Annotated in this window: 1 protein-coding gene; it reads left to right on the top strand. The window is 52.6% G+C overall.

Going from position 1 to position 22,704, the window contains the following annotated elements; all coding sequences use genetic code 11:
* Positions 1 to 284 precede the first annotated feature (284 nt).
* Positions 285 to 22,619, top strand: coding sequence for an autotransporter-associated beta strand repeat-containing protein (locus HYN51_RS12515; RefSeq protein WP_108900334.1), 22,335 nt, complete (start codon positions 285 to 287; stop codon positions 22,617 to 22,619).
* The last annotated feature ends 85 nt before the right edge of the window (positions 22,620 to 22,704 follow it).

Genomic DNA, 22,704 nt, shown 5'->3' with positions numbered 1-22,704 from the left:
AATTCAATTTCTGATAAGAATATCCCAATACATTGAACTGTTAGCTTTTATTATTTCATTTCTAATCTATATTTATTAGATGCTATTTTTATTACAGAATGTATGAGTCTGTTAATTAATATGTTGATTTATATTGGCTATTTTGATTTTTATAGCAGAGTCACCTCTGTGATTTATAAACGAAATTGAACGGATGCTAATTTCTTTTTACCTCGAGATACAGGGATTTTATCTGTTTTTTTGAATGTGCCGTAATCGGGCAGGTTCTTATCAGGATAAACCAAATGAACAAGAAACATAGTGTTAGAAACCGTTGCGAATACCGATTTAACTCTTTACATAAAGCGATAGTCCTTGCATTTCCCGCCCTCTATTTAAGCATATCCATCCCGGTCCAAGCGGCAACAACTCTGACGGAAGGTCAGGATATCTATACCAATGGGTTGAATACCGGCTCGTATGATTTGTTACTTGATGGCAACGTGACTTGGAATACCATGTTTGCGATGAATAGTGCAGCCAAGACGGTGATTACGATTGATGGTAATCATTACACCATCACCGCTAACGGTAGCAGTTCCCAGCGTTTACTTGATATAACTCAAACCAATAATACTATCTCTATCAATAACGCGACGATTACCTCTAAACCCTTCACCGGTGCACGTAGTTCATTAATTCGGCTTTATCAGCTTAACGATATTGCCAATATCAATTTTGCAGGCACCACGTTCCTGAATATTGGGCCGACGGATTACAACACTTATGCCTCCGCCGATTACGGCCCAATCTTATCTATTCGTGGTAGTACCGGCAGCACGATGAATGTTGATGGTGGAACCGCAGGCGTATTGTTTAAAGGAAACCATGGGCTGGCCGATCAGCCCGGTGTGGTCGGCCTCTATTCAAACAATACGATGAACTTCACCGGTAAAGTGACCTTTGACAGTAACTGGACCGCTAACTACGGCGGTGCCATCACGGTATTTGATATTGCCGGCAGTAAGATGACCTTTGCGGGTGAAACCAGTTTTATTAATAACCACTCCTCGGTGTTTGGTGGCGCAGTCGATTTCTGGGGTGCCTCGGCCATTATGGACTTTAATGGCCCCACGTTGTTTACCGGCAACTATGTGTACGGCACGACCACAAACTCGTTTGATTACCCTGATCACGTTGACGATCAGCATACCCGTGGAGGCGCCATTAACATCGGCTATCTCAGTCCGGGGGGTAGCGGTCTTAACTTGAACTTTAATAACAATACGACCTTTAAAGGTAACTTTGTCATTGATCCCAAAAATGGCTATAACGCTTTAGGTGGTGCGGTTAGTGCTTATGGGAATGGCGGTAACTATAACTATTTTATGAATTTTAACGGAGCCACAACCTTTGATGGCAACTACGTTTATTCATTAACCGGCTTGGGTTACGGTGGGGCAATTTACTATGATGCGGGTGCCGCCGCGACGTTAAATTTAGGGCCGGGTTCCAGCGTGATTAACAATTACGCCAAAACGCAGGGTGGCGGTATTTATCTGAAAACCGGGACGATTAACCTAAAAGCAAACGGGGGCGATATCCTCTTTCAAGGTAACCGTCAGGGAGCAAGTTTTGCGCTCATCGGTAGTGGGCCGCTTTATGCACCGGTAGACGGTTCGGGAAATCCTAATGCTATCTATCTGGGTGGCACAGGAAGCTTAAACATGGACGCTTCTGCCGGTAATTTCATTCAGTTTTACGATCCCATTGCATCTATTTCTACTGCCACCATTACCGTCAACAAAACGGGAGAGGGTGACGTGGTGTTTCATGGTAACAGTGGTAATCCAGGGGATCCTCTCTATAACTCCGATATTCAGACCAACACTAACGTTAATGGCGGTGCTTTCTCATTCACTGATGGCGTTAGCTATGGTAACTCTGGATTTGGTGTTTTTGCGGTGAATAATGGCGGTACGGTTCAGGGGAATAACAACAGTATCCTTCAGGCAAAAACCATCAATATTAATTCCGGTGGTACGGTGGCAGCCAACGGTGGGATCTTTAACCTGAATGCGGGTACCGGAGGCGTGATATCAACCGCCGGACGGTTTGGCGGATTTGGGACAATTGTTGCGCCAAGCATCTCTTTAAGTACCAGTGCGGCTAACGTTTCAACGGCAGGCATTGCCGCTGGCAATACGCTAATTTTAGACAGCCTGTTAACCAATGCCGGATCGTTCAGTAAAACAGGTGCAGGTACTCTGGTTCTGACCAAAACCAACACTTACACCGGAGCCACCAGCGTTGGCGAAGGCACGCTACAGGCCAATAATACCAACGTTATTGCTGCCAGTTCCGGGCTAACCATGACCGGTGGCGTATTTGATTTGAACAACTTTAATCAAACGCTAAAAAGCCTAAGTGGAACCGGTGGCGCAATAACTACGGGTACCGGCGTATTAACGGTTAACAGCACTAATACTACCGCCTATGCAGGGACTATCAGCGGTAACGGTAATCTGGTGAAGCAGGGTACGGGCGTATTAACCTTAACCGGTAATGTGACGCTTGATGCTCCTGCGTCAGCGTTACAGGTGACCGGTGGTGGTCTAAATATTAATGGTGGTAGTCAAACGCAGATCACCACAGGAACGGTTGATAGCAATGCTGCGCTGACCATTGGCAGCAGTGGTACCAAGGTTCAGATGAACGACCTGTATGTGGGGAATTCCGCCAGCAGTAACAGTACATTAACCATTAACAGCGGCGCTCAGGCGCATATCAACAATATCCTGTATTTAGGCGTACTGGCCAATTCGCAGGGTAATGTGGTGGTTGACGGAGCAGGGACAATACTTGATGCCAGCAGTGTGTTGGTGGGTAATGGCGCAGGACGTGGCGTACTCAATCTGAATAACTCAGGTGTATTGCTAACCTCTAACCTTCAAAAAGGAACGGGTAGCGCAGCGACGGTCAATTTTAACGGCGGTATTTTACAGGCTAAAAGCGACAATGCTGCTTTTATCAACGGGTTCTCTGCCGGTGATCTGGTGTTAGGCGCATCTGGAGGCACCGTTGACTCAAATGGCTTTAGTATCGCGACCAATAATATCTTTAGTGGAACCGGCAGATTAACCAAGAGCGGCAGTGGCATATTTACCTTAACGGGTGTTAACACTTACACCGGTGGTACAACCGTATCCGGCGGAACACTACGCCTGACCGGAGCCGGCACCGTCAGTTCTGGCGGCGTGAATATTGTTTCTGGCGCATCAATGTTTGTTGATACACCGTCTTCAGGTAATTACAGCTTTAATAACGCCCTGACCGGAAATGGTTTACTGCAGGTGGGGTTACTTAGCGGTAGTAATACTTTCCAGTTTAGTAGCGGAGCCGGTAATGCGTTTGCTGGTACCGTACAGTTGGGCAGCAGTAGTTTCGCGCTATCTGGTAATAATACCACCGCATTAACCAATGCTACTTTACAGCTGGATAGCGGCAGCACGACTACGGTAGGAAGTGGCACCCAAAATATAGGAGGGTTGACGCTAAACGGCGGCTCATTAATTTTTAATAATTTATCAACCGGGGTGATTAATACCGGAGCGCTAACGCTGACCTCCGGAAATGTCGCCATCGACCCCAGTGCGATTACCAATATTAGCGGTAATATTCTGGGGCAGGATGACGGTATCGATTTTCGCTTAGTCACTGCCAACAGTGTATCGGGTAGTGCCGCTAATCTGACGCTAACGGATCTTTTAGGCAATCCGGTGGTTGAGATAGCGGATGTGATTCAGAACAGCAATCTGGTTGCTATCGGTTCTTATGATTTCGTGCTGGGTGATGATGCCACCGGGCTTTATACCCGTTACTCATTATCACAGTTGGATTTACAAAATGGGCAGACGCTAACGCTGTCCGGCGATGCCACAACGCCAGCAGGTATGGATGAATTACATGCCAAAATCACCGGGTCCGGCAATCTGCTGCTCAATGCCACCAATAGTATCACCCTGAATAACCTGACAAATGATTATAGCGGTACGACTACGGTAGGTACTGGCACCCTGATTCTGGGCAGCAATAACGCGCTGGGAAATACCAACGATCTGATTATTAATAGCGGAGCCTCCGCTAATCTGAATGGTAAAACTCAAACGGTTGGTTCGCTGAACGGCGCGGGAAGTTTGAATGTTAATGCCGGTAACCTATCTATTACCGGTGGCGGCATTTTTGATGGGGCTATCAGCGGCAACGTTGGCAACATTACCCTTGCGGGCGGAACCCTGCTATTAACCGGCAATAACAGCTATACCGGTGACACCAATATTAATAGCGGTTCGATTCTGCAAGTAGGTAATGGCGGGGCGACGGGGGATTATGCCGGCAATATTGTCAACAACGGACAGGTGATTTTTAACCGCAACAACGCATCGGCTTATGCAGGTATCCTCAGTGGTAGCGGCAATCTGCTCCAAAATGGTAGCGGAGCTTTGACGCTGAGCGGTGTCAATACCTATCAGGGCGGCAGCACGATTAATGCGGGTACGCTAGTGGCAACCCAAGGCAGCGCACTGGGAACTGGCATCGTGGACAATAATGCCACGCTGCAACTCGATTTCGCCACTAACAGCACCCTGAGTAACATATTAAACGGTAACGGCAGTTTGGTGAAAACCGGTGTCGGTGTCGCCACATTAGACAGTGTGAACTCAACTCAGGGGGATATGGCGGTTAATCAGGGCACGTTAAGTTTTGTTCAAAACGGCCTATTTAATGCTAGCAGTTTGACCACCGCCGATGGTGCCACCACCTCGCTGGCGGGAGAATCCACCCTGAGCCTGAGCGGTGCGCTAACCCAAAATAACAGCTCGGTGTTAAATGTTGGGGTCGGCACGGGCCAGACCGCGATAAATGCGGATACCGCTTCACTAGGTGGCACACTGAATATCACCGATTTCAATGCCAATGTACCGAATAACGCCAGCGCGTTAACCAGTACCGAGTTTACCGTTATCCACACCACCAATGGCATCACCAATGACTTTACGACCGTCGACCTGGGGGGGGCAGAAAGTGATGTGGATTACCTGACGCTGGCTGGTCGGGTAGTTAACGGGGTGGATTACAACGTTGGTTTCCATCTGACGTGGTTGGCCGGTACGACGCTGGGGAACGGTATTTTTACGCTCGGTGATGCCAGCGACTTATTTAATGTAGATGTGGTGCTGGCAGATCAAACCGGACCGTTTACCAGCAATTGGGATGGTAAAACCCTGACCAAAGAAGGGATGGGTACCCTGCAACTCTCTTCGGTGAATACTTACACCGGCAGCACTCTGATTAATGGCGGCACGTTACAAGCGGGCATTGCCAATGCTTTTGCTACCAGTAGCAATGTGATGGTGGGTAGCGGAGCCACGCTGGATCTGAACGACTTTAATCAACAGGCGAATAACCTGAGCGGTGGAGGGAGTATCTCGCTGGGCAGCGCGGTATTAACCGCGAATAACAGTGCAGATAGCGACTTTGATGGGGTGATTGACGGAGCGGGGAGTCTGATTAAAACCGGTACTGGAACCTTGACGCTGAACGGCATCAATACTTATCAGGGCGGTAGCACCATTAGCAATGGTACGCTGGCAATCTCTCAGGGCGGCGCATTAGGAACCGGTACAGTTAATAATAACGCCACGCTGGCGCTGAATTTTGCGGGCACCAGCCTATTACATAACGTGTTAAGTGGTAGCGGCAGCCTAGTGAAAACGGGTTCCGGTAACGCCATATTAGACAGCCTCGGTTCCACCCAAGGTGATATTGCGGTTAATCAAGGGACTTTAGCTTTCGCTCAAGAGGGGCTATTTAATGCCAGCAGTTTGACCACCGCCGATGGTGCCACCACCTCGCTGGCGGGAGTATCCACTCTGAACTTGAGCGGTGCGCTAACCCAAAACAGCAGCTCAGTATTAAATGTGGGTGTAGGCAGTGGTCAGACAGCCATTAATGCGGATACCGCGTCATTGGGTGGTACGCTCAACATCACCGATTTCAATGCCAATGTACCGAATAACGCCAGTGCGCTGATCGGCACCGAGTTTACCGTTATTCATACCACTAATGGCATCACCAATGACTTTACGACCGTCGATCTAGGCGGTGCACAAAGCGATGTGGATTACCTGACGCTGGCCGGTCGGGTGGTTAACGGTGTGGATTACAACGTTGGCCTTCATCTCACTTGGCAGGCCGGCGCCTTATTGGGCAACGGTATCTTTACACTGGGTGATGCCAGCGATCTGTTTAATGTGGATGTGGTATTGGCGGATCAGACGGGGCCATTTACCAGCGGCTGGGATGGTAAAACCCTGACCAAAGAAGGTGCTGGCACTCTACAACTCTCTTCCGTTAATACCTACACGGGCAGCACGTTAATTAATCTAGGAACGCTGGAAACCGGCATAGCTAACGCCTTTGCTACCAGTAGTGATGTCACGGTAGCCAGCGGAGCCACGCTGAATCTGAACAATTTCAATCAACAGGCCAATAATCTGAGCGGTGAGGGTAGCATCACCCTCGGCAACGCGATATTAACCACGAATAACAGTGTTGATACTGCTTTTGATGGTGTCATTGACGGTACCGGTAGCCTGATTAAAACCGGTAGCGGGACTTTTACTCTGAACGGTGTTAACACTTATCAGGGGGGGAGCACCATCAGCAGCGGTACGCTGGTTGCGACTCAAGGCAGTGCGCTGGGAAGCGGCTCGGTTGATAATACGGGAACACTGGCGCTGAATTTTGCTAGCGACAGCACGCTCAGTAATATCCTGAGTGGCAACGGTAATTTGGTGAAAATGGGCGCGGGCATTGCAACGTTGAGCGGTGCTGGTTCAAACCAAGGCATAATTAACGTTAATCAGGGAAGCTTAAACTTTGCTCAGAGCGACGTCTTTAATGGCATCAGCCTGACTACTGACAGCGGCGCCACGACCGCCATCGCGGCAGATTCTTCACTTAACTTGAGTGGTGCGCTGACGCAAAGTGGCGGTTCAACGCTAAATATCAATATAGGAACCGTTGAACCATCAATCACCGCGGATACCGCCTCGCTGGACGGCACGCTCAATGTCACCGGTTTTACTGCCAGTGCTCCAGCCAGCGCCAGTGCCTTACCCGATACTGAGTTCGTTATTATTCATACCGATAGCGGTATTAGCGGTGATTTTTCCAGTATTGGGTTTAATGGTTCCAGCAGTCTGGTCGATTATCTGACATTGGGTGGACGCGTGGTCAACGGTGTCGATTACCACGTAGGCTTGGGGCTGACTTGGTTGGCGGGGCCAACATCGGGCAATGGTCTATTTACTCTGGCGAATACCAGCGACCTATTTAATGTGGATGTGGTACTGGCGGATCAATCCGGGCCATTCACGAGTACTTGGGATGGTAAAACCCTGACCAAAGAAGGGCTAGGTACGCTGATACTCTCTTCGGCAAATACTTACACCGGCAGTACGTTAATTAATAGCGGCACGTTGCAAACGGGGATTGCTAATGCCTTTACTGCCAGTAGTGATGTCACCCTCGCTAGCGGAACCACGCTGAATCTGAATGACTTTAATCAACTTGCGAATAATCTGAGTGGCAGTGGCAGCATCATGTTGGGCAGCGCGGAGTTAACCGCCAACAACATTGCCAATACGACATTTAGTGGTGTGATTGGCGGCACGGGGAGCCTGACTAAAACGGGCGTAGGCGTGTTGACGCTGAGCGGTGTCAATACCTATCAGGGCGGCAGCACCATCAATGCGGGTACGCTGGTGGCAACACAGGGAGGCGCGCTGGGAACTGGCGCAGTGAACAATACGGCCGCTTTGGAACTGAACTTCGCCACCGATAGTACATTGAGTAATCTATTGAGCGGTAACGGCAGCCTGACTAAAACGGGTGCCGGTATTGCTACACTGGGTGGTACAGGTTCAACTCAGGGAGCCATCAACGTTAATCAGGGCAACTTAAACATTGCCCAAAACGTGGTGTTTAACGGAGCCAGCCTGACGACGGCTAATGATGCGACCACCTCTCTTTCCCAAGATGCTTTACTCAACCTGAGTGGCGCATTCACTCAAAATAGCACCGCAACGCTAAATATAGACGTAGGAACCGCTCAACCGGCAATTACAGCAGATTCTGCATCTCTGAATGGCGCACTGAATGTGACAGGTTTCACCACCAGTGCACCAACTAGCGCCAGTGCACTACCGAATACTGAATTCACTATCATCCATACGGCTAATGGTATTACCGGTGACTTTGCTTCTGTCGATCTGGGCACAGCGACCAGTAATGTAGATTACCTGACGCTGGCTGGTCGGGTGGTTAACGGGGTGGATTACAATCTGGGCTTTAGTTTGACTTGGCTGGCGGGTACGGTTTTAGGCAACGGTACCTTTACGCTGACTGACGCCAGCGACCTGTTTAATGTGGATGTGGTACTGGCAGATCAAACAGGCACCTTTGCGAGCGGCTGGGACGGTAAGAGCCTGACCAAAGCTGGGCTGGGCACGCTGCAACTCTCCTCAGTGAATACCTACACCGGCGGTACCCTGATTAATGCCGGAACATTGGAAACGGGTATTGCCAATGCGTTTGCTACTAGTAGCGATGTTACCCTAGCCAGTGGTGCTACGCTGAATCTGAATGGCTTTGATCAACAAGCCAATAACCTGAGCGGTGCAGGTAGCATTACGCTAGGTAATGCAGCACTGACGGCGAATAACAGCGCAGATACCGACTTTGACGGCGACATTGCTGGTCTCGGCAGCCTGATTAAAACTGGCACTGGCACGTTAACCTTAAGTGGCGTGAACACCTACCTAGGGGGCAGCACTATCAGTAGCGGTATATTGGTTGCCACCAATGGTAATGCGCTGGGAACGGGCGACGTTGATAATAGCGCTACGCTGGCGCTGAATTTTGCCAGCGACAGCGAACTCGGTAATGTACTGAGCGGCAGCGGTAGTCTGATAAAAACCGGAACGGGTGTTGCCTCGTTAAGCGGTCTTGGTTCAACGCAAGGCACGGTGAGCGTTAATCAGGGAACGTTAAGTTTCACTCAAGATGGCATCTTTACTGCCGACAGCCTGACCACCGCCGATGGGGCTACGACCTCTCTGGCAGGGGAATCCATCCTGAACCTCAGCGGTGCGCTGACACAAAATAGCAGTGCAGTGCTAAACGTTGGTGTCGGCACCGGCCAAACGGCGATTAATGCGGATTCGGCCTCACTGGGCGGAACCCTGAATATCACCGACTTCAATGCGAATGTACCAAACAGCGCCAGCGCGCTAACCAGCACGGAGTTTACCGTTATCCATACGCTTAACGGTATCACCAATGATTTCACCACCATCGATCTGGGCGGTGCAGAGAGTGATGTGGATTACCTGACGCTGGCCGGTCGGGTGGTGAACGGCGTAGATTACAACGTAGGTTTTGGTTTGACCTGGCTGGCAGGTTCTGCATTGGGCAACGGTACCTTTACCTTGGGAGATACCAGCGATCTGTTCAATGTGGATGTGGAGCTGGCAGATCAAACAGGGCCATTTACCAGCGGCTGGGATGGTAAGAGCCTGACCAAAGCCGGACTGGGAACACTGCAACTCTCTTCGGTGAATACTTACACCGGCGATACCCTGATTAATGGCGGCATTTTGCAAGGGGGTATTGCCAATGCTTTTGCTACCAGCGCTAATGTGACGGTAGCCAGCGGGGCTACGCTGGATCTGAATAACTTTGCTCAGCAAGCCAATAATCTGAGTGGCGCAGGCAATATTCTGTTAGGCAATGCTGCGTTAACCGCTAACAACAGTACAGATACGCTCTTTAGCGGTGTGATTGAGGGTACCGGCAGCCTAGTCAAAGATGGCATCAGTACCTTAACCCTGAACGGCGTGAATACTTATCAGGGCGGCAGCACCATCAGTGCCGGTAAGCTAATCGCGTCGCAGGGCAACGCGCTGGGAACCGGCACGGTGAATAACAGCGCTGAGTTAGTGCTGAATTTTGCCACTGACAGCACATTGAGTAACCTTTTAAGCGGCAGCGGTAGTTTGACTAAAACGGGGGCTGGCGTAGCGACACTGAGTCGCGCTGGCTCAAATCAGGGTGTTGTAAGTGTTAATCAGGGAACGTTAAGTTTCACTCAGAATGGCATCTTTACTGCCGATAGCTTAACGACCGCCGATGGCGCTACGACAGCTCTGGCAGGAGAATCCGTTCTGAATCTGAGCGGCGCGCTAACACAAAACAACAGTGCGGTGTTAAACGTGGTTGTAGGTAGTGGCCTGACAGCCATTAATGCAGACACGGCGTCATTAGGCGGCACCCTCAATATTACCGGTTTTGAGACAGTTTTACCTAACAGTGCCAGTGCGTTAACCAGCACCGAGTTTACCGTTATTCATACCGATAATGGCATCACCAATGACTTTGCGCTGGTGGATTTAGGTGGCGCGGAGAGCGATGTAGATTACCTAACGTTAGCCGGTCGGGTGGTGAACGGCGTGGATTATAATGTTGGCTTTGGCCTGACCTGGTTGGCAGGTCCTGCTTTAGGCAACGGTACCTTTACGCTAACGAACGTCAGCGATCTGTTTAATGTGGACGTGGTTCTCGCGGATCAAACCGGCACCTTTACCAGCGGCTGGGACGGCAAGAGCCTGACCAAAGCCGGATTGGGTACGCTGCAACTCTCCTCGGTCAATACCTATACGGGTAGTACCCTGATTAATGATGGCACATTACAAACAGCCATTGCTAATGCCTTTGCCACTAGCAGCGATGTTGCTGTAGGTAGCGGTGCCACGCTGGATCTGAATGGCTTTAATCAGCAGGCGAATAACCTGAGCGGTAACGGGAGCATCCTGTTGAGCAGCGCTGAACTGACGGCTAACAACAGCGCCAATACCCTATTTAGTGGTGTGATTGATGGCACCGGTAGCTTGAGCAAAACCGGTACCGGTACCCTGATACTGAGCGGTGAAAGTAGCTATGAGGGGGGAAGCAGTATCAGTGCAGGTACGCTGATAGCAACCCAAGGTAATGCGCTGGGCTCGGGTAGCATCAACAATACAGCGACTCTGAAATTAAATTTTCTGGCGGATAGCACACTCAGTAATCTTTTGTCGGGTAGTGGAACCCTAATTAAAAGTGGAGCCGGTGTAGCAACCCTGAATGCGGTCGGTTCTGCTCAGGGGAATATCGAGGTTAATGACGGAACGCTAAACTTTGTGCAAACCGGGGAATTCTCAGGGGCAAATCTTACTACGGCGGCTGATGCCAAGACCACGCTGGCAGCAAATGCCACATTGAACCTCAGTGGGGCATTAACACAAAGCACCGATTCAAGTTTAGACGTGACTCTGGGGATAGATTACCCAATTATTAGTGCGGCAACCGCGGTACTGGATGGTTCACTCATCGTTTCCGGTGTTGATACCAGCAATATACCGGTAAATGCCAGCGATCTGAGTACAAGTAATGTCACGATTATCCACACCACCGGGGGGATCACCGGCGACTTCACCTCGGTTGATTTAGGCGGCGCAACCAGCAATGTGGACTACCTGACCCTCGCCGGTCGCGTGGTGAACAACGCGGACTACAACGTGGGTTTTGGCCTGACTTGGCTGGCGGGAACCGCGTTGGGTAACGGAACCTTTACGCTGACTGACGCCAGCGACCTGTTTAATGTGGACGTGGTGCTGGCGGATCAAACCGGCACCTTCACCAGCGGCTGGGACGGCAAGAGTTTGACCAAAGCCGGACAGGGAACGCTGCAACTCTCTTCAGTGAACACTTACACCGGCAGCACCCTGATTAATGGCGGCACGTTACAGGCGGGTATCGTCGATGCCTTCGCCACCAGCAGCGACGTAACGGTAGCCAGCGGTGCCACGTTAGATCTGAATAATTTTGACCAACTGGCGAATAACCTGACGGGTGCCGGCAGCATCCTGTTGGGCAGCGCCGAGTTAAATGCCAACAACAGTGCAGATACGGCCTTTAGCGGCGTGATTGATGGCACCGGTAGCTTGAACAAAACCGGTACCGGTATCCTGACCCTGAGCGGTATCAACACCTATCAGGGCGGCAGCACCATCAATGCGGGTACGCTGGTGGCAACACAGGGCAGCGTGCTGGGAAGCGGTACCATTAATAACGCGGCGGTGCTGGAACTGAACTTTGCCAGCGACAGCACATTAAGCAATGTGTTAAGCGGTACGGGCAACCTGACCAAAACCGGCGCGGGTATCGCCACGCTGAACGGGGTGGGTTCAACTCAGGGAGCCATTGACGTAAATCTGGGCACGCTGAACTTTGCCCAGAGCGGGGTGTTTAACGGCAGCAGCCTGACCACGGCGGATGGGGCCAGCACGACGGTGGCGGCAGATTCTTCGCTGAACCTGAGCGGTGCACTAACGCAAAATGCTACCGCCACGTTAAATGTGGCGGTGGGGAACGTTCAGCCGGTGATTACGGCGGACAGCGCTGCGTTAGACGGTACGCTAAATATCACCGGATTCACCACCGGTGCACCAACCAATGCCAGTGATTTAACCAACACCGAATTTACCGTGATCCATACCACCGGAACCGGGGGGATCACCGGCGACTTCACCTCGGTTGATTTAGGCGGCGCGACCAGCAATGTGGACTACCTGACCCTCGCCGGTCGGGTGGTGAACAACGCGGACTATAACGTGGGCTTCGGCCTGACTTGGCTGGCGGGAACCGCGTTGGGCAACGGAACCTTTACCCTAGCAAATACCGGAGACCTGTTTAATGTGGACGTGGTGCTGGCGGATCAAACCGGCACCTTCACCAGCGGCTGGGACGGCAAGAGTTTGACCAAAGCCGGACTGGGAACGCTGCAACTCTCTTCAGTGAACACTTACACCGGCAGCACCCTGATTAATGGCGGCACGTTACAGGCGGGTATCGTCGATGCCTTCGCCACCAGCAGCGACGTGACGGTAGCCAGCGGTGCCACGTTAGATCTGAATAATTTTGACCAACAGGCGAATAACCTGACGGGGGCCGGCAGCATCCTGTTGGGCAGCGCCGAGTTAACCGCCAACAACAGCGCAGATACGGCTTTTAGCGGCGTGATTGATGGCACCGGCAGCTTGAACAAAACCGGTACCGGTATCCTGACCTTGAGCGGTATCAACACCTATCAGGGCGGTAGCACCATCAATGCGGGTACGCTGGTGGCAACACAGGGCAGCGCGCTGGGAACCGGCACCATTAATAACGCGGCGGTGCTGGAACTGAACTTCGCCAGCGACAGCACATTAAGCAATGTGTTAAGCGGTACGGGCAGCCTGACCAAAACCGGCGCGGGTATCGCCACGCTGAACGGCACGGGCTCAACTCAGGGGGCCATTGACGTAAATCTGGGCACGCTGAACTTTGCCCAGAGCGGCGTGTTTAACGGCAGCAGCCTGACCACGGCGGATGGGGCCAGCACGACGGTGGCGGCAGATTCTTCGCTGAACCTGAGCGGCGCACTAACGCAAAACGCCACCGCCACGTTAAATGTGGCGGTGGGGAGCGTTCAGCCGGTGATTACCGCGGACAGCGCTGCGTTAGACGGTACGCTAAATATCACCGGATTCACCACCGGTGCGCCAACCAATGCCAGTGATTTAACCAACACCGAATTTACCGTGATCCACACCACCGGAACCGGAGGGATCACCGGCGACTTCACCTCGGTTGATTTAGGCGGCGCAGTCAGCAATGTGGACTACCTGACCCTCGCCGGTCGGGTGGTGAACAACGCGGACTATAACGTGGGTTTTGGCCTGACTTGGCTGGCGGGAACCGCGTTGGGCAACGGAACCTTTACGCTGACTGACGCCAGCGACCTGTTTAATGTGGACGTGGTGCTGGCGGATCAAACCGGCACCTTCACCAGCGGCTGGGACGGTAAGAGCCTGACCAAAGCAGGGCTAGGTACCTTACAACTCTCCTCCGTCAATACTTACACCGGCAGCACCCTGATTAATGGCGGCACGTTACAGGCGGGTATCATCGATGCCTTCGCCACCAGCAGCGACGTAACGGTAGCCAGCGGTGCCACGTTAGACCTGAATAATTTTGACCAACTGGCGAATAACCTGACGGGGGCCGGCAGCATCCTGTTGGGCAGCGCCGAGTTAAATGCCAACAACAGTGCAGATACGGCCTTTAGCGGCGTGATTGATGGCACCGGCAGCTTGAACAAAACCGGTACCGGTATCCTGACCCTGAGCGGTATCAACACCTATCAGGGCGGCAGCACCATCAATGCGGGTACGCTGGTGGCAACACAGGGCAGCGCGCTGGGAAGCGGTACCATTAATAACGCGGCGGTGCTGGAACTGAACTTTGCCAGCGACAGCACATTAAGCAATGTGTTAAGCGGTACGGGCAACCTGACCAAAACCGGCGCGGGTATCGCCACGCTGAACGGCACGGGTTCAACTCAGGGGGCCATTGACGTAAATCTGGGCACGCTGAACTTTGCCCAGAGCGGGGTGTTTAACGGCAGCAGCCTGACCACGGCGAATGGGGCCAGCACGACGGTGGCGGCAGATTCTTCGCTGAACTTAAGCGGCGCACTAACGCAAAACGCCACCGCCACGTTAAATGTGGCGGTGGGGAGCGTTCAGCCGGTGATTACGGCGGACAGCGCTGCGTTAGACGGTACGCTAAATATCACCGGATTCACCACCGGTGCGCCAACCAATGCCAGTGATTTAACCAACACCGAATTTACCGTGATCCACACCACCGGGGGGATCACCGGCGACTTCACCTCGGTTGATTTAGGCGGCGCGACCAGCAATGTGGACTACCTGACCCTCGCCGGTCGGGTGGTGAACAACGCGGACTATAATGTGGGCTTCGGCCTGACTTGGCTGGCGGGAACCGCGTTGGGCAACGGAACCTTTACGCTGACCGACGCCAGCGACCTGTTTAATGTGGACGTGGTGCTGGCGGATCAAACCGGCACCTTCACCAGCGGCTGGGACGGCAAGAGCCTGACCAAAGCCGGACTGGGAACGCTGCAACTCTCTTCAGTGAACACTTACACCGGCAGCACGCTGATTAATGGCGGCACGTTACAGGCGGGTATCATCGATGCCTTCGCCACCAGCAGCGACGTAACGGTAGCCAGCGGTGCCACGTTAGACCTGAATAATTTTGACCAACTGGCGAATAACCTGACGGGCGCCGGCAGCATCCTGTTGGGCAGCGCCGAGTTAAATGCCAACAACAGTGCAGATACGGCCTTTAGCGGCGTGATTGATGGCACCGGCAGCTTGAACAAAACCGGTACCGGTATCCTGACCCTGAGCGGTATCAACACCTATCAGGGCGGCAGCACCATCAATGCGGGTACGCTGGTGGCAACACAGGGCAGCGCGCTGGGAACCGGCACCATTAATAACGCGGCGGTGCTGGAACTGAACTTCGCCAGCGACAGCACATTAAGCAATGTGTTAAGCGGTACGGGCAGCCTGACCAAAACCGGCGCGGGTATCGCCACGCTGAACGGGGCAGGCTCAACTCAGGGGGCCATTGACGTAAATCTGGGCACGCTGAACTTTGCCCAGAGCGGGGTGTTTAACAGCAGCAGCCTGACCACGGCGGATGGGGCCAGCACGACGGTGGCGGCAGATTCTTCGCTGAACTTAAGCGGCGCACTAACGCAAAACGCCACCGCCACGTTAAATGTGGCGGTGGGGAACGTTCAGCCGGTGATTACCGCGGACAGCGCTGCGTTAGACGGTACGCTAAATATCACCGGATTCACCACCGGTGCGCCAACCAATGCCAGTGATTTAACCAACACCGAATTTACCGTGATCCACACCACCGGAACCGGAGGGATCACCGGCGACTTCACCTCGGTTGATTTAGGCGGCGCGACCAGCAATGTGGACTACCTGACCCTCGCCGGTCGGGTGGTGAACAACGCGGATTATAATGTGGGCTTCGGCCTGACTTGGCTGGCGGGAACCGCGTTGGGCAACGGAACCTTTACGCTGTCGAATGCCGGAGACCTGTTTAATGTGGACGTGGTGCTGGCGGATCAAACCGGCACCTTCACCAGCGGCTGGGACGGCAAGAGTTTGACCAAAGCAGGGCTGGGAACGCTGCAACTCTCTTCAGTGAACACTTACACCGGCAGCACCCTGATTAATGGCGGCACGTTACAGGCGGGTATCGTCGATGCCTTCGCCACCAGCAGCGACGTGACGGTAGCCAGCGGTGCCACGTTAGACCTGAATAATTTTGACCAACAGGCGAATAACCTGACGGGGGCCGGCAGCATCCTGTTGGGCAGCGCCGAGTTAACCGCCAACAACAGTGCAGATACGGCCTTTAGCGGCGTGATTGATGGCACCGGCAGCGTGAACAAAACCGGTACCGGTATCCTGACCTTGAGCGGTATCAACACCTATCAGGGCGGTAGCACCATCAATGCGGGTACGCTGGTGGCAACACAGGGCAGCGCGCTGGGAACCGGTACCATTAATAACGCGGCGGTGCTGGAACTGAACTTCGCCAGCGACAGCACATTAAGCAATGTGTTAAGCGGTACGGGCAGTCTGACCAAAACCGGCGCGGGTATCGCCACGCTGAACGGGGCAGGCTCAACTCAGGGGGCCATTGACGTAAATCTGGGCACGCTGAACTTTGCCCAGAGCGGCGTGTTTAACGGCAGCAGCCTGACCACGGCGGATGGGGCCAGCACGACGGTGGCGGCAGATTCTTCACTGAACCTGAGCGGTGCACTAACGCAAAATGCTACCGCCACGTTAAATGTGGCGGTGGGGAACGTTCAGCCGGTGATTACCGCGGACAGCGCTGCGTTAGACGGTACGCTAAATATCACCGGATTCACCACCGGTGCGCCAACCAATGCCAGTGATTTAACCAACACCGAATTTACCGTGATCCACACCACCGGAGGGATCACCGGCGACTTCACCTCGGTTGATTTAGGCGGCGCAGCCAGCAATGTGGACTACCTGACCCTCGCCGGTCGGGTGGTGAACAACGCGGACTACAACGTGGGCTTCGGCCTGACTTGGCTGGCGGGAACCGCGTTGGGCAACGGAACCTTTACGCTGACTGACGCCAGCGACCTGTTTAATGTGGACGTGGTGCTGGCGGATCAAACCGGCACCTTCACCAGCGGCTGGGACGGCAAGAGCCTGACCAAAGCCGGACTGGGAACGCTGCAACTCTCTTCAGTGAACACTTACACCGGCAGCACCCTGATTAATGGCGGCACGTTACAGGCGGGTATCGTCGATGCCTTCGCCACCAGCAGCGACGTGACGGTAGCCAGCGGTGCCACGTTAGATCTGAATAATTTTGACCAACAGGCGAATAACCTGACGGGGGCCGGCAGCATCCTGTTGGGCAGCGCCGAGTTAAATGCCAACAACAGTGCAGATACGGCCTTTAGCGGCGCGATTGATGGCACCGGCAGCTTGAACAAAACCGGTACCGGTATCCTGACCCTGAGCGGTATCAACGCCTATCAGGGCGGCAGCACCATCAATGCGGGTACGCTGGTGGCAACACAGGGCAGCGCGCTGGGAAGCGGTACCATTAATAACGCGGCGGTGCTGGAACTGAACTTCGCCAGCGACAGCACATTAAGCAATGTGTTAAGCGGTACGGGCAGTCTGACCAAAACCGGCGCGGGTATCGCCACGCTGAACGGGGTGGGTTCAACTCAGGGCGCCATCGACGTGAATCTGGGCACGTTGAACTTTGCCCAGAGCGGGGTGTTTAACGGCAGCAGCCTGACCACGGCGGATGGGGCCAGCACGACGGTGGCGGCAGATTCTTCACTGAACCTGAGCGGTGCACTAACGCAAAATGCTACCGCCACGTTAAATGTGGCGGTGGGGAACGTTCAGCCGGTGATTACTGCGGACAGTGCTGCGTTAGACGGTACGCTAAATATCACCGGATTCACCACCGGTGCGCCAACCAATGCCAGTGATTTAACCAACACCGAATTTACCGTGATCCACACCACCGGAGGGATCACCGGCGACTTCACTGCGGTTGATTTAGGCGGCGCAGCCAGCAATGTGGACTACCTGACCCTCGCCGGTCGGGTGGTGAACAACGCGGACTACAACGTGGGCTTCGGCCTGACTTGGCTGGCGGGAACCGCGTTGGGCAACGGGACCTTTACGTTGTCGAATGCCGGAGACCTGTTTAATGTGGACGTGGTGCTGGCGGATCAAACCGGCACCTTCACCAGCGGCTGGGACGGCAAGAGTTTGACCAAAGCAGGGCTAGGTACCTTACAACTCTCCTCCGTCAATACTTACACCGGCAGCACCCTGATTAATGGCGGCACGTTACAGGCGGGTATCATCGATGCCTTCGCCACCAGCAGCGACGTGACGGTAGCCAGCGGTGCCACGTTAGATCTGAATAATTTTGACCAACTGGCGAATAACCTGAACGGCGGTGGTCATATTACTTTAGGTACTGCGACATTAACCGCCAACAACAGTGCCAATACCCAATTTAGTGGTGATATCAGCGGCAATGGACGTGTGATTAAAGATGGAAGCGGCAGCCTAACCCTCAGTGGCATCAATACTTATGCCGGCGGCAGTAGCCTGAATACAGGAACCACGATCATCACTCAGGGTCAGGCGTTAGGCAGCGGCACAGTGACCAACCATGCGATGCTGGAATTGAACTTCGCCAGCGACAGCACATTAAGCAATGTGTTAAGCGGTACGGGCAGCCTGAATAAAACCGGTAGCGGCACGGCAACATTGAACGGTGCAGGCTCGACTCAGGGAGCCATCAGCGTGAGTCAGGGTACGCTGAACTTTGCTCAGAGCGGTGACTTCACCGGTGGTAGTTTAACCACCAGTGGTGGCGCGACCACCTCATTGGCCGAAGACAGCACCCTAAACCTCAGTGGCGCGCTGGTTCAGAACAGCGGTTCAATACTGACGGTTCTGTTAGGAACCACTGAACCAGTGATTCAGGCCGATACCTCCGCATTGAGTGGAACGCTGAATGTCATCGGTATTGACGCTGATGTCGATCCGGCTAAGGCCAGCGATCTGCCTAATACGGAATTCACCATCATTCATACCACTAACGGTATCACCGGTGATTTTACCAGCGTAGACCTGAATGGTGTCTCCAGCTCGGTAGATTATCTCACGGTGAGTGCTGGAAAGAGCGTGGACAATAAGGACTATAACGTTGGTTATGGCCTGACCTGGTTAGCGGGTGCGACTTTAGGTAATGGTACCTTTACCCTAGCCAATTCCAATGACAGGTTTAATGTGGATATCGTACTGGCCAATCAGGCGGGATCCAGTACCGGGTGGAATGGGCAGAGTCTGACAAAAGAAGGCGAAGGGACATTGGTATTGTCGTCAGTCAACACCTATACCGGCGATACGCTGGTCAACCACGGTACTTTAGAGACGGGTATCGCCAATGCTTTTGCTGACAGTGCTAACGTCATTATTCGTAACGACGGCATCCTGAGCCTGAATGGTTTCGCTCAGTCAGCCAACAACCTGAGCGGTAATGGCGGTGTTTTATTAGGCAATGGTGATTTAACGGTTAATAGCCTAGCGGCGACGACTTTTGCTGGCTCTATCAGCGGTAATGGTGGGTTGATTAAAACCGGTGCGGATACCTTCACGCTGAACGGCGTCAACTTCTACAGCGGTGCTACCACTATTAATCAGGGGCGTTTGGTGGGTACCCGGGGAGAAGCGCTTGGCCTGTCAGATATTAATAACAGTGCTGAACTGGAGTTGGCATTTGCTCAGAATAACACCCTGAATAATCAGTTAAGTGGTAACGGCACATTGATTAAAACCGGTGCTGGCGAGGCTACGTTAACGGGCGTGGATTCATCTCAGGGGCGCGTTTCAGTTGATAACGGAACGCTTAAACTGACGCAAAATGGTGCATTTAATGCCGGTGATTACCAAACGTCTGTCGGAGCAACGACCTCCATGGCGGCGGATGCATCACTGGTGGTTGCCAACCAGTTTAAATCAGAAGGAATGCTGGAGGTTGTTGCCGGTAATACCTCGTCAGTGGTGACGGCGGATACGGCAGAACTTGGCAGTGACGCCATATTCAATCTGTCCGGTTATTCGGCACCAGAAACCACCAGCGCCAGTCAGTTAGCCTATAACCAGTTTATGGTGATTAGTACCTCGGCTCCGGGCAATCTGACCGGCGACTTTGCTTCGTTTAACTTAGGTGGCGCTTCCAGTCCGGTAGATTATCTGTCGATGACCGCCATTCATGACAACCAGAATTACAGTATTGGTCTGGCGCTGTCTTGGTACGGTTCATACAGTGCCACACCTGAACGTGCTCACGGTACTTTCACCTTAAGTGGTGCCAATGAGTATTTCGATCTGGATGTGGTGTTGGCGGATGAAGTGGCAAATGCTATCACCGGTTGGGATGGTAAAACCCTGACCAAAGCGGGTGCAGGCACGTTGGAGCTCTCTAAAGCCAATAGTTATACCGGGGCCACATTGATTAACGGTGGTACGTTACTGGCCGGAAATACCAATATCATTGCCAATAGTTCACAGTTGACCGTGGCAGGAGGAGCGACCTTTGATCTGAACAACTTCGATCAACAGGTTAATAACCTTAACGGTGGCGGTAATGTAGTTTTAGGCGAGGCTTCCCTGAGCACTAATCACAGTGTGGAGAGCACCTTCAGTGGTGTGATTAGCGGTGCGGGTAGTTTGAATAAATCTGGCGATGGAACACTGCGATTAACCGGAGATAACAGTTATGTGGGAGGCACCACCATTTCCAATGGAACGTTACAACTGGGAAATGGTGGCACCAGCGGTAGTGTTATAGGCAATATCACCGATAACGGAACATTAGTCTTCGACCGCAGTAATGACCATTTGTATAACGGTGTGATTAGCGGCAGTGGCAATGTGGTTCAGCAAGGTTCTGGTACGTTGTTTATAGACAAGAACCAGACTTACCAAGGAACGACAGACATTAATGCCGGAGCGCTGGTTCTGCTCAAAGAGTCTGTGTTAACCAGTGCTAATACGGTTACTGTTGCAACGGGTGCTGAACTAGGAGGCTACGGTGGTGTTAACGGTAGCGTGATGAATAATGGCCTGTTGTCCGTAGCGGATGCCGCGATTGGCTTAGTGAATGCTCCGGCAGGCAATTTCACTATCGGCGGTAATCTAACTAACGCCGGTGAAGTTCGCATGGCCAGCCCAGACCCACGTAGCCAGTTAATCATTAAAGGTAACTATATTGGCAATAATGGGTTACTCACTCTGAGCACGCTCTTGGGTGGTGATAACTCCGCAACGGATAGACTGGTAGTGGCTGGCGATACCTCAGGTACTACACGTCTTGTGGTGAATAATTCCGGCGGCGTAGGGGCACAGACGATCAACGGTATTGAGGTGGTCAGCGTTGCTGGTCAATCAAACGGCCAGTTCACTCTGGCTAATCGAGTGGTTGCCGGTGCTTATGATTACAGCCTGTATCAGGGGTTACCTGATGCGGTTAACGGAAACTGGTATTTGCGTTCGCAAGGACCCGGCGAGGCACCTCAATGGCGTCCAGAAGCGGGTATCTACTTGGGCAACCAGTCGGTAGTCAGCCAATTGCAAATGCAAACGCTGTTTGACCGTCAGGGCAGTCAGTTTAGGAGTGCAGATAGCAGCAGTTGGGGACGCATCATCGGTGGCCGGATTGACAGCAAGGCCGCGGGTCACAATATCGATATGAGCAGTGACTATACGCTGGTGCAAGTGGGTAGCGATTTACTGAGCTATAACATGGGTGATTCGGGCTTAGTGGCTGGGGTCATGGGCAGTTGGGGCGATGTGGATTCTGACGCAACGGGCAATGCAGATTTGAATGGAATCCATCACAGCTCAACCGGTACGGTTGATGGCTTTAGCTTGGGGATCTATGCCACTTGGTTTGCCGATGCGAAAGAGCAGACAGGGGCATATGTTGATAACTGGTATCAGTATGGCTGGTATGACAACCACGTCAGTGGTGAAGGGATGGCGACGGATAGCTATGACTCTCGTCCGCTTGCCGCATCGTTGGAGACGGGATATCGCTTTATTCTCAATGATAATCGTTTGAACCAATGGCGTCTGATTCCTCAGGCTCAGGTGGTCTATAACAAATATTCTGCCGATAGCTTTGTTGATTCGAGTAATACCAAAATTGACGGGCAGAATAATGAAATGTGGAGCACCCGTATGGGGACACGCCTGACGGGTAACATACAGGGCGAGGGCTACACCCATCATCCATTTGCTGAAGTTAACTGGTGGTACAGCAAGCAGGATGCCTCTGTGACCTTTGACGGTATGCGTATCGATCAGGATATGCCAAATAACAGAGCAGAATTGAAAGTGGGCGTACAAAGCGAATTTGATAATACGTGGAGTACCTGGGTTAATCTGGGGGTTCAGGGGGGGGCCGATGATTATCACAGTATAGGGGGGGGTATTGGTGTCCGTTATATTTGGTAATCAGTCACTTTAACCACTCATCAAAACCGGTGTGTCATTAACGATGCACCGGTTTTTTTATTTTTTAGGCCATTAGAATGAATTT

This window comes from Limnobaculum parvum (assembly GCF_003096015.2).
Taxonomy (GTDB): domain Bacteria; phylum Pseudomonadota; class Gammaproteobacteria; order Enterobacterales; family Enterobacteriaceae; genus Limnobaculum; species Limnobaculum parvum.
Note: the sequence above shows the minus strand (reverse complement) of the source record. Positions and strands in the feature narration are given on the sequence as shown.

Bases quoted from the DNA above. Each gene is read 5' to 3' on its own strand.
- HYN51_RS12515 (WP_108900334.1), top strand. From the start codon at position 285: ATGAACAAGAAACATAGTGTTAGAAACCGTTGCGAATACCGATTTAAC.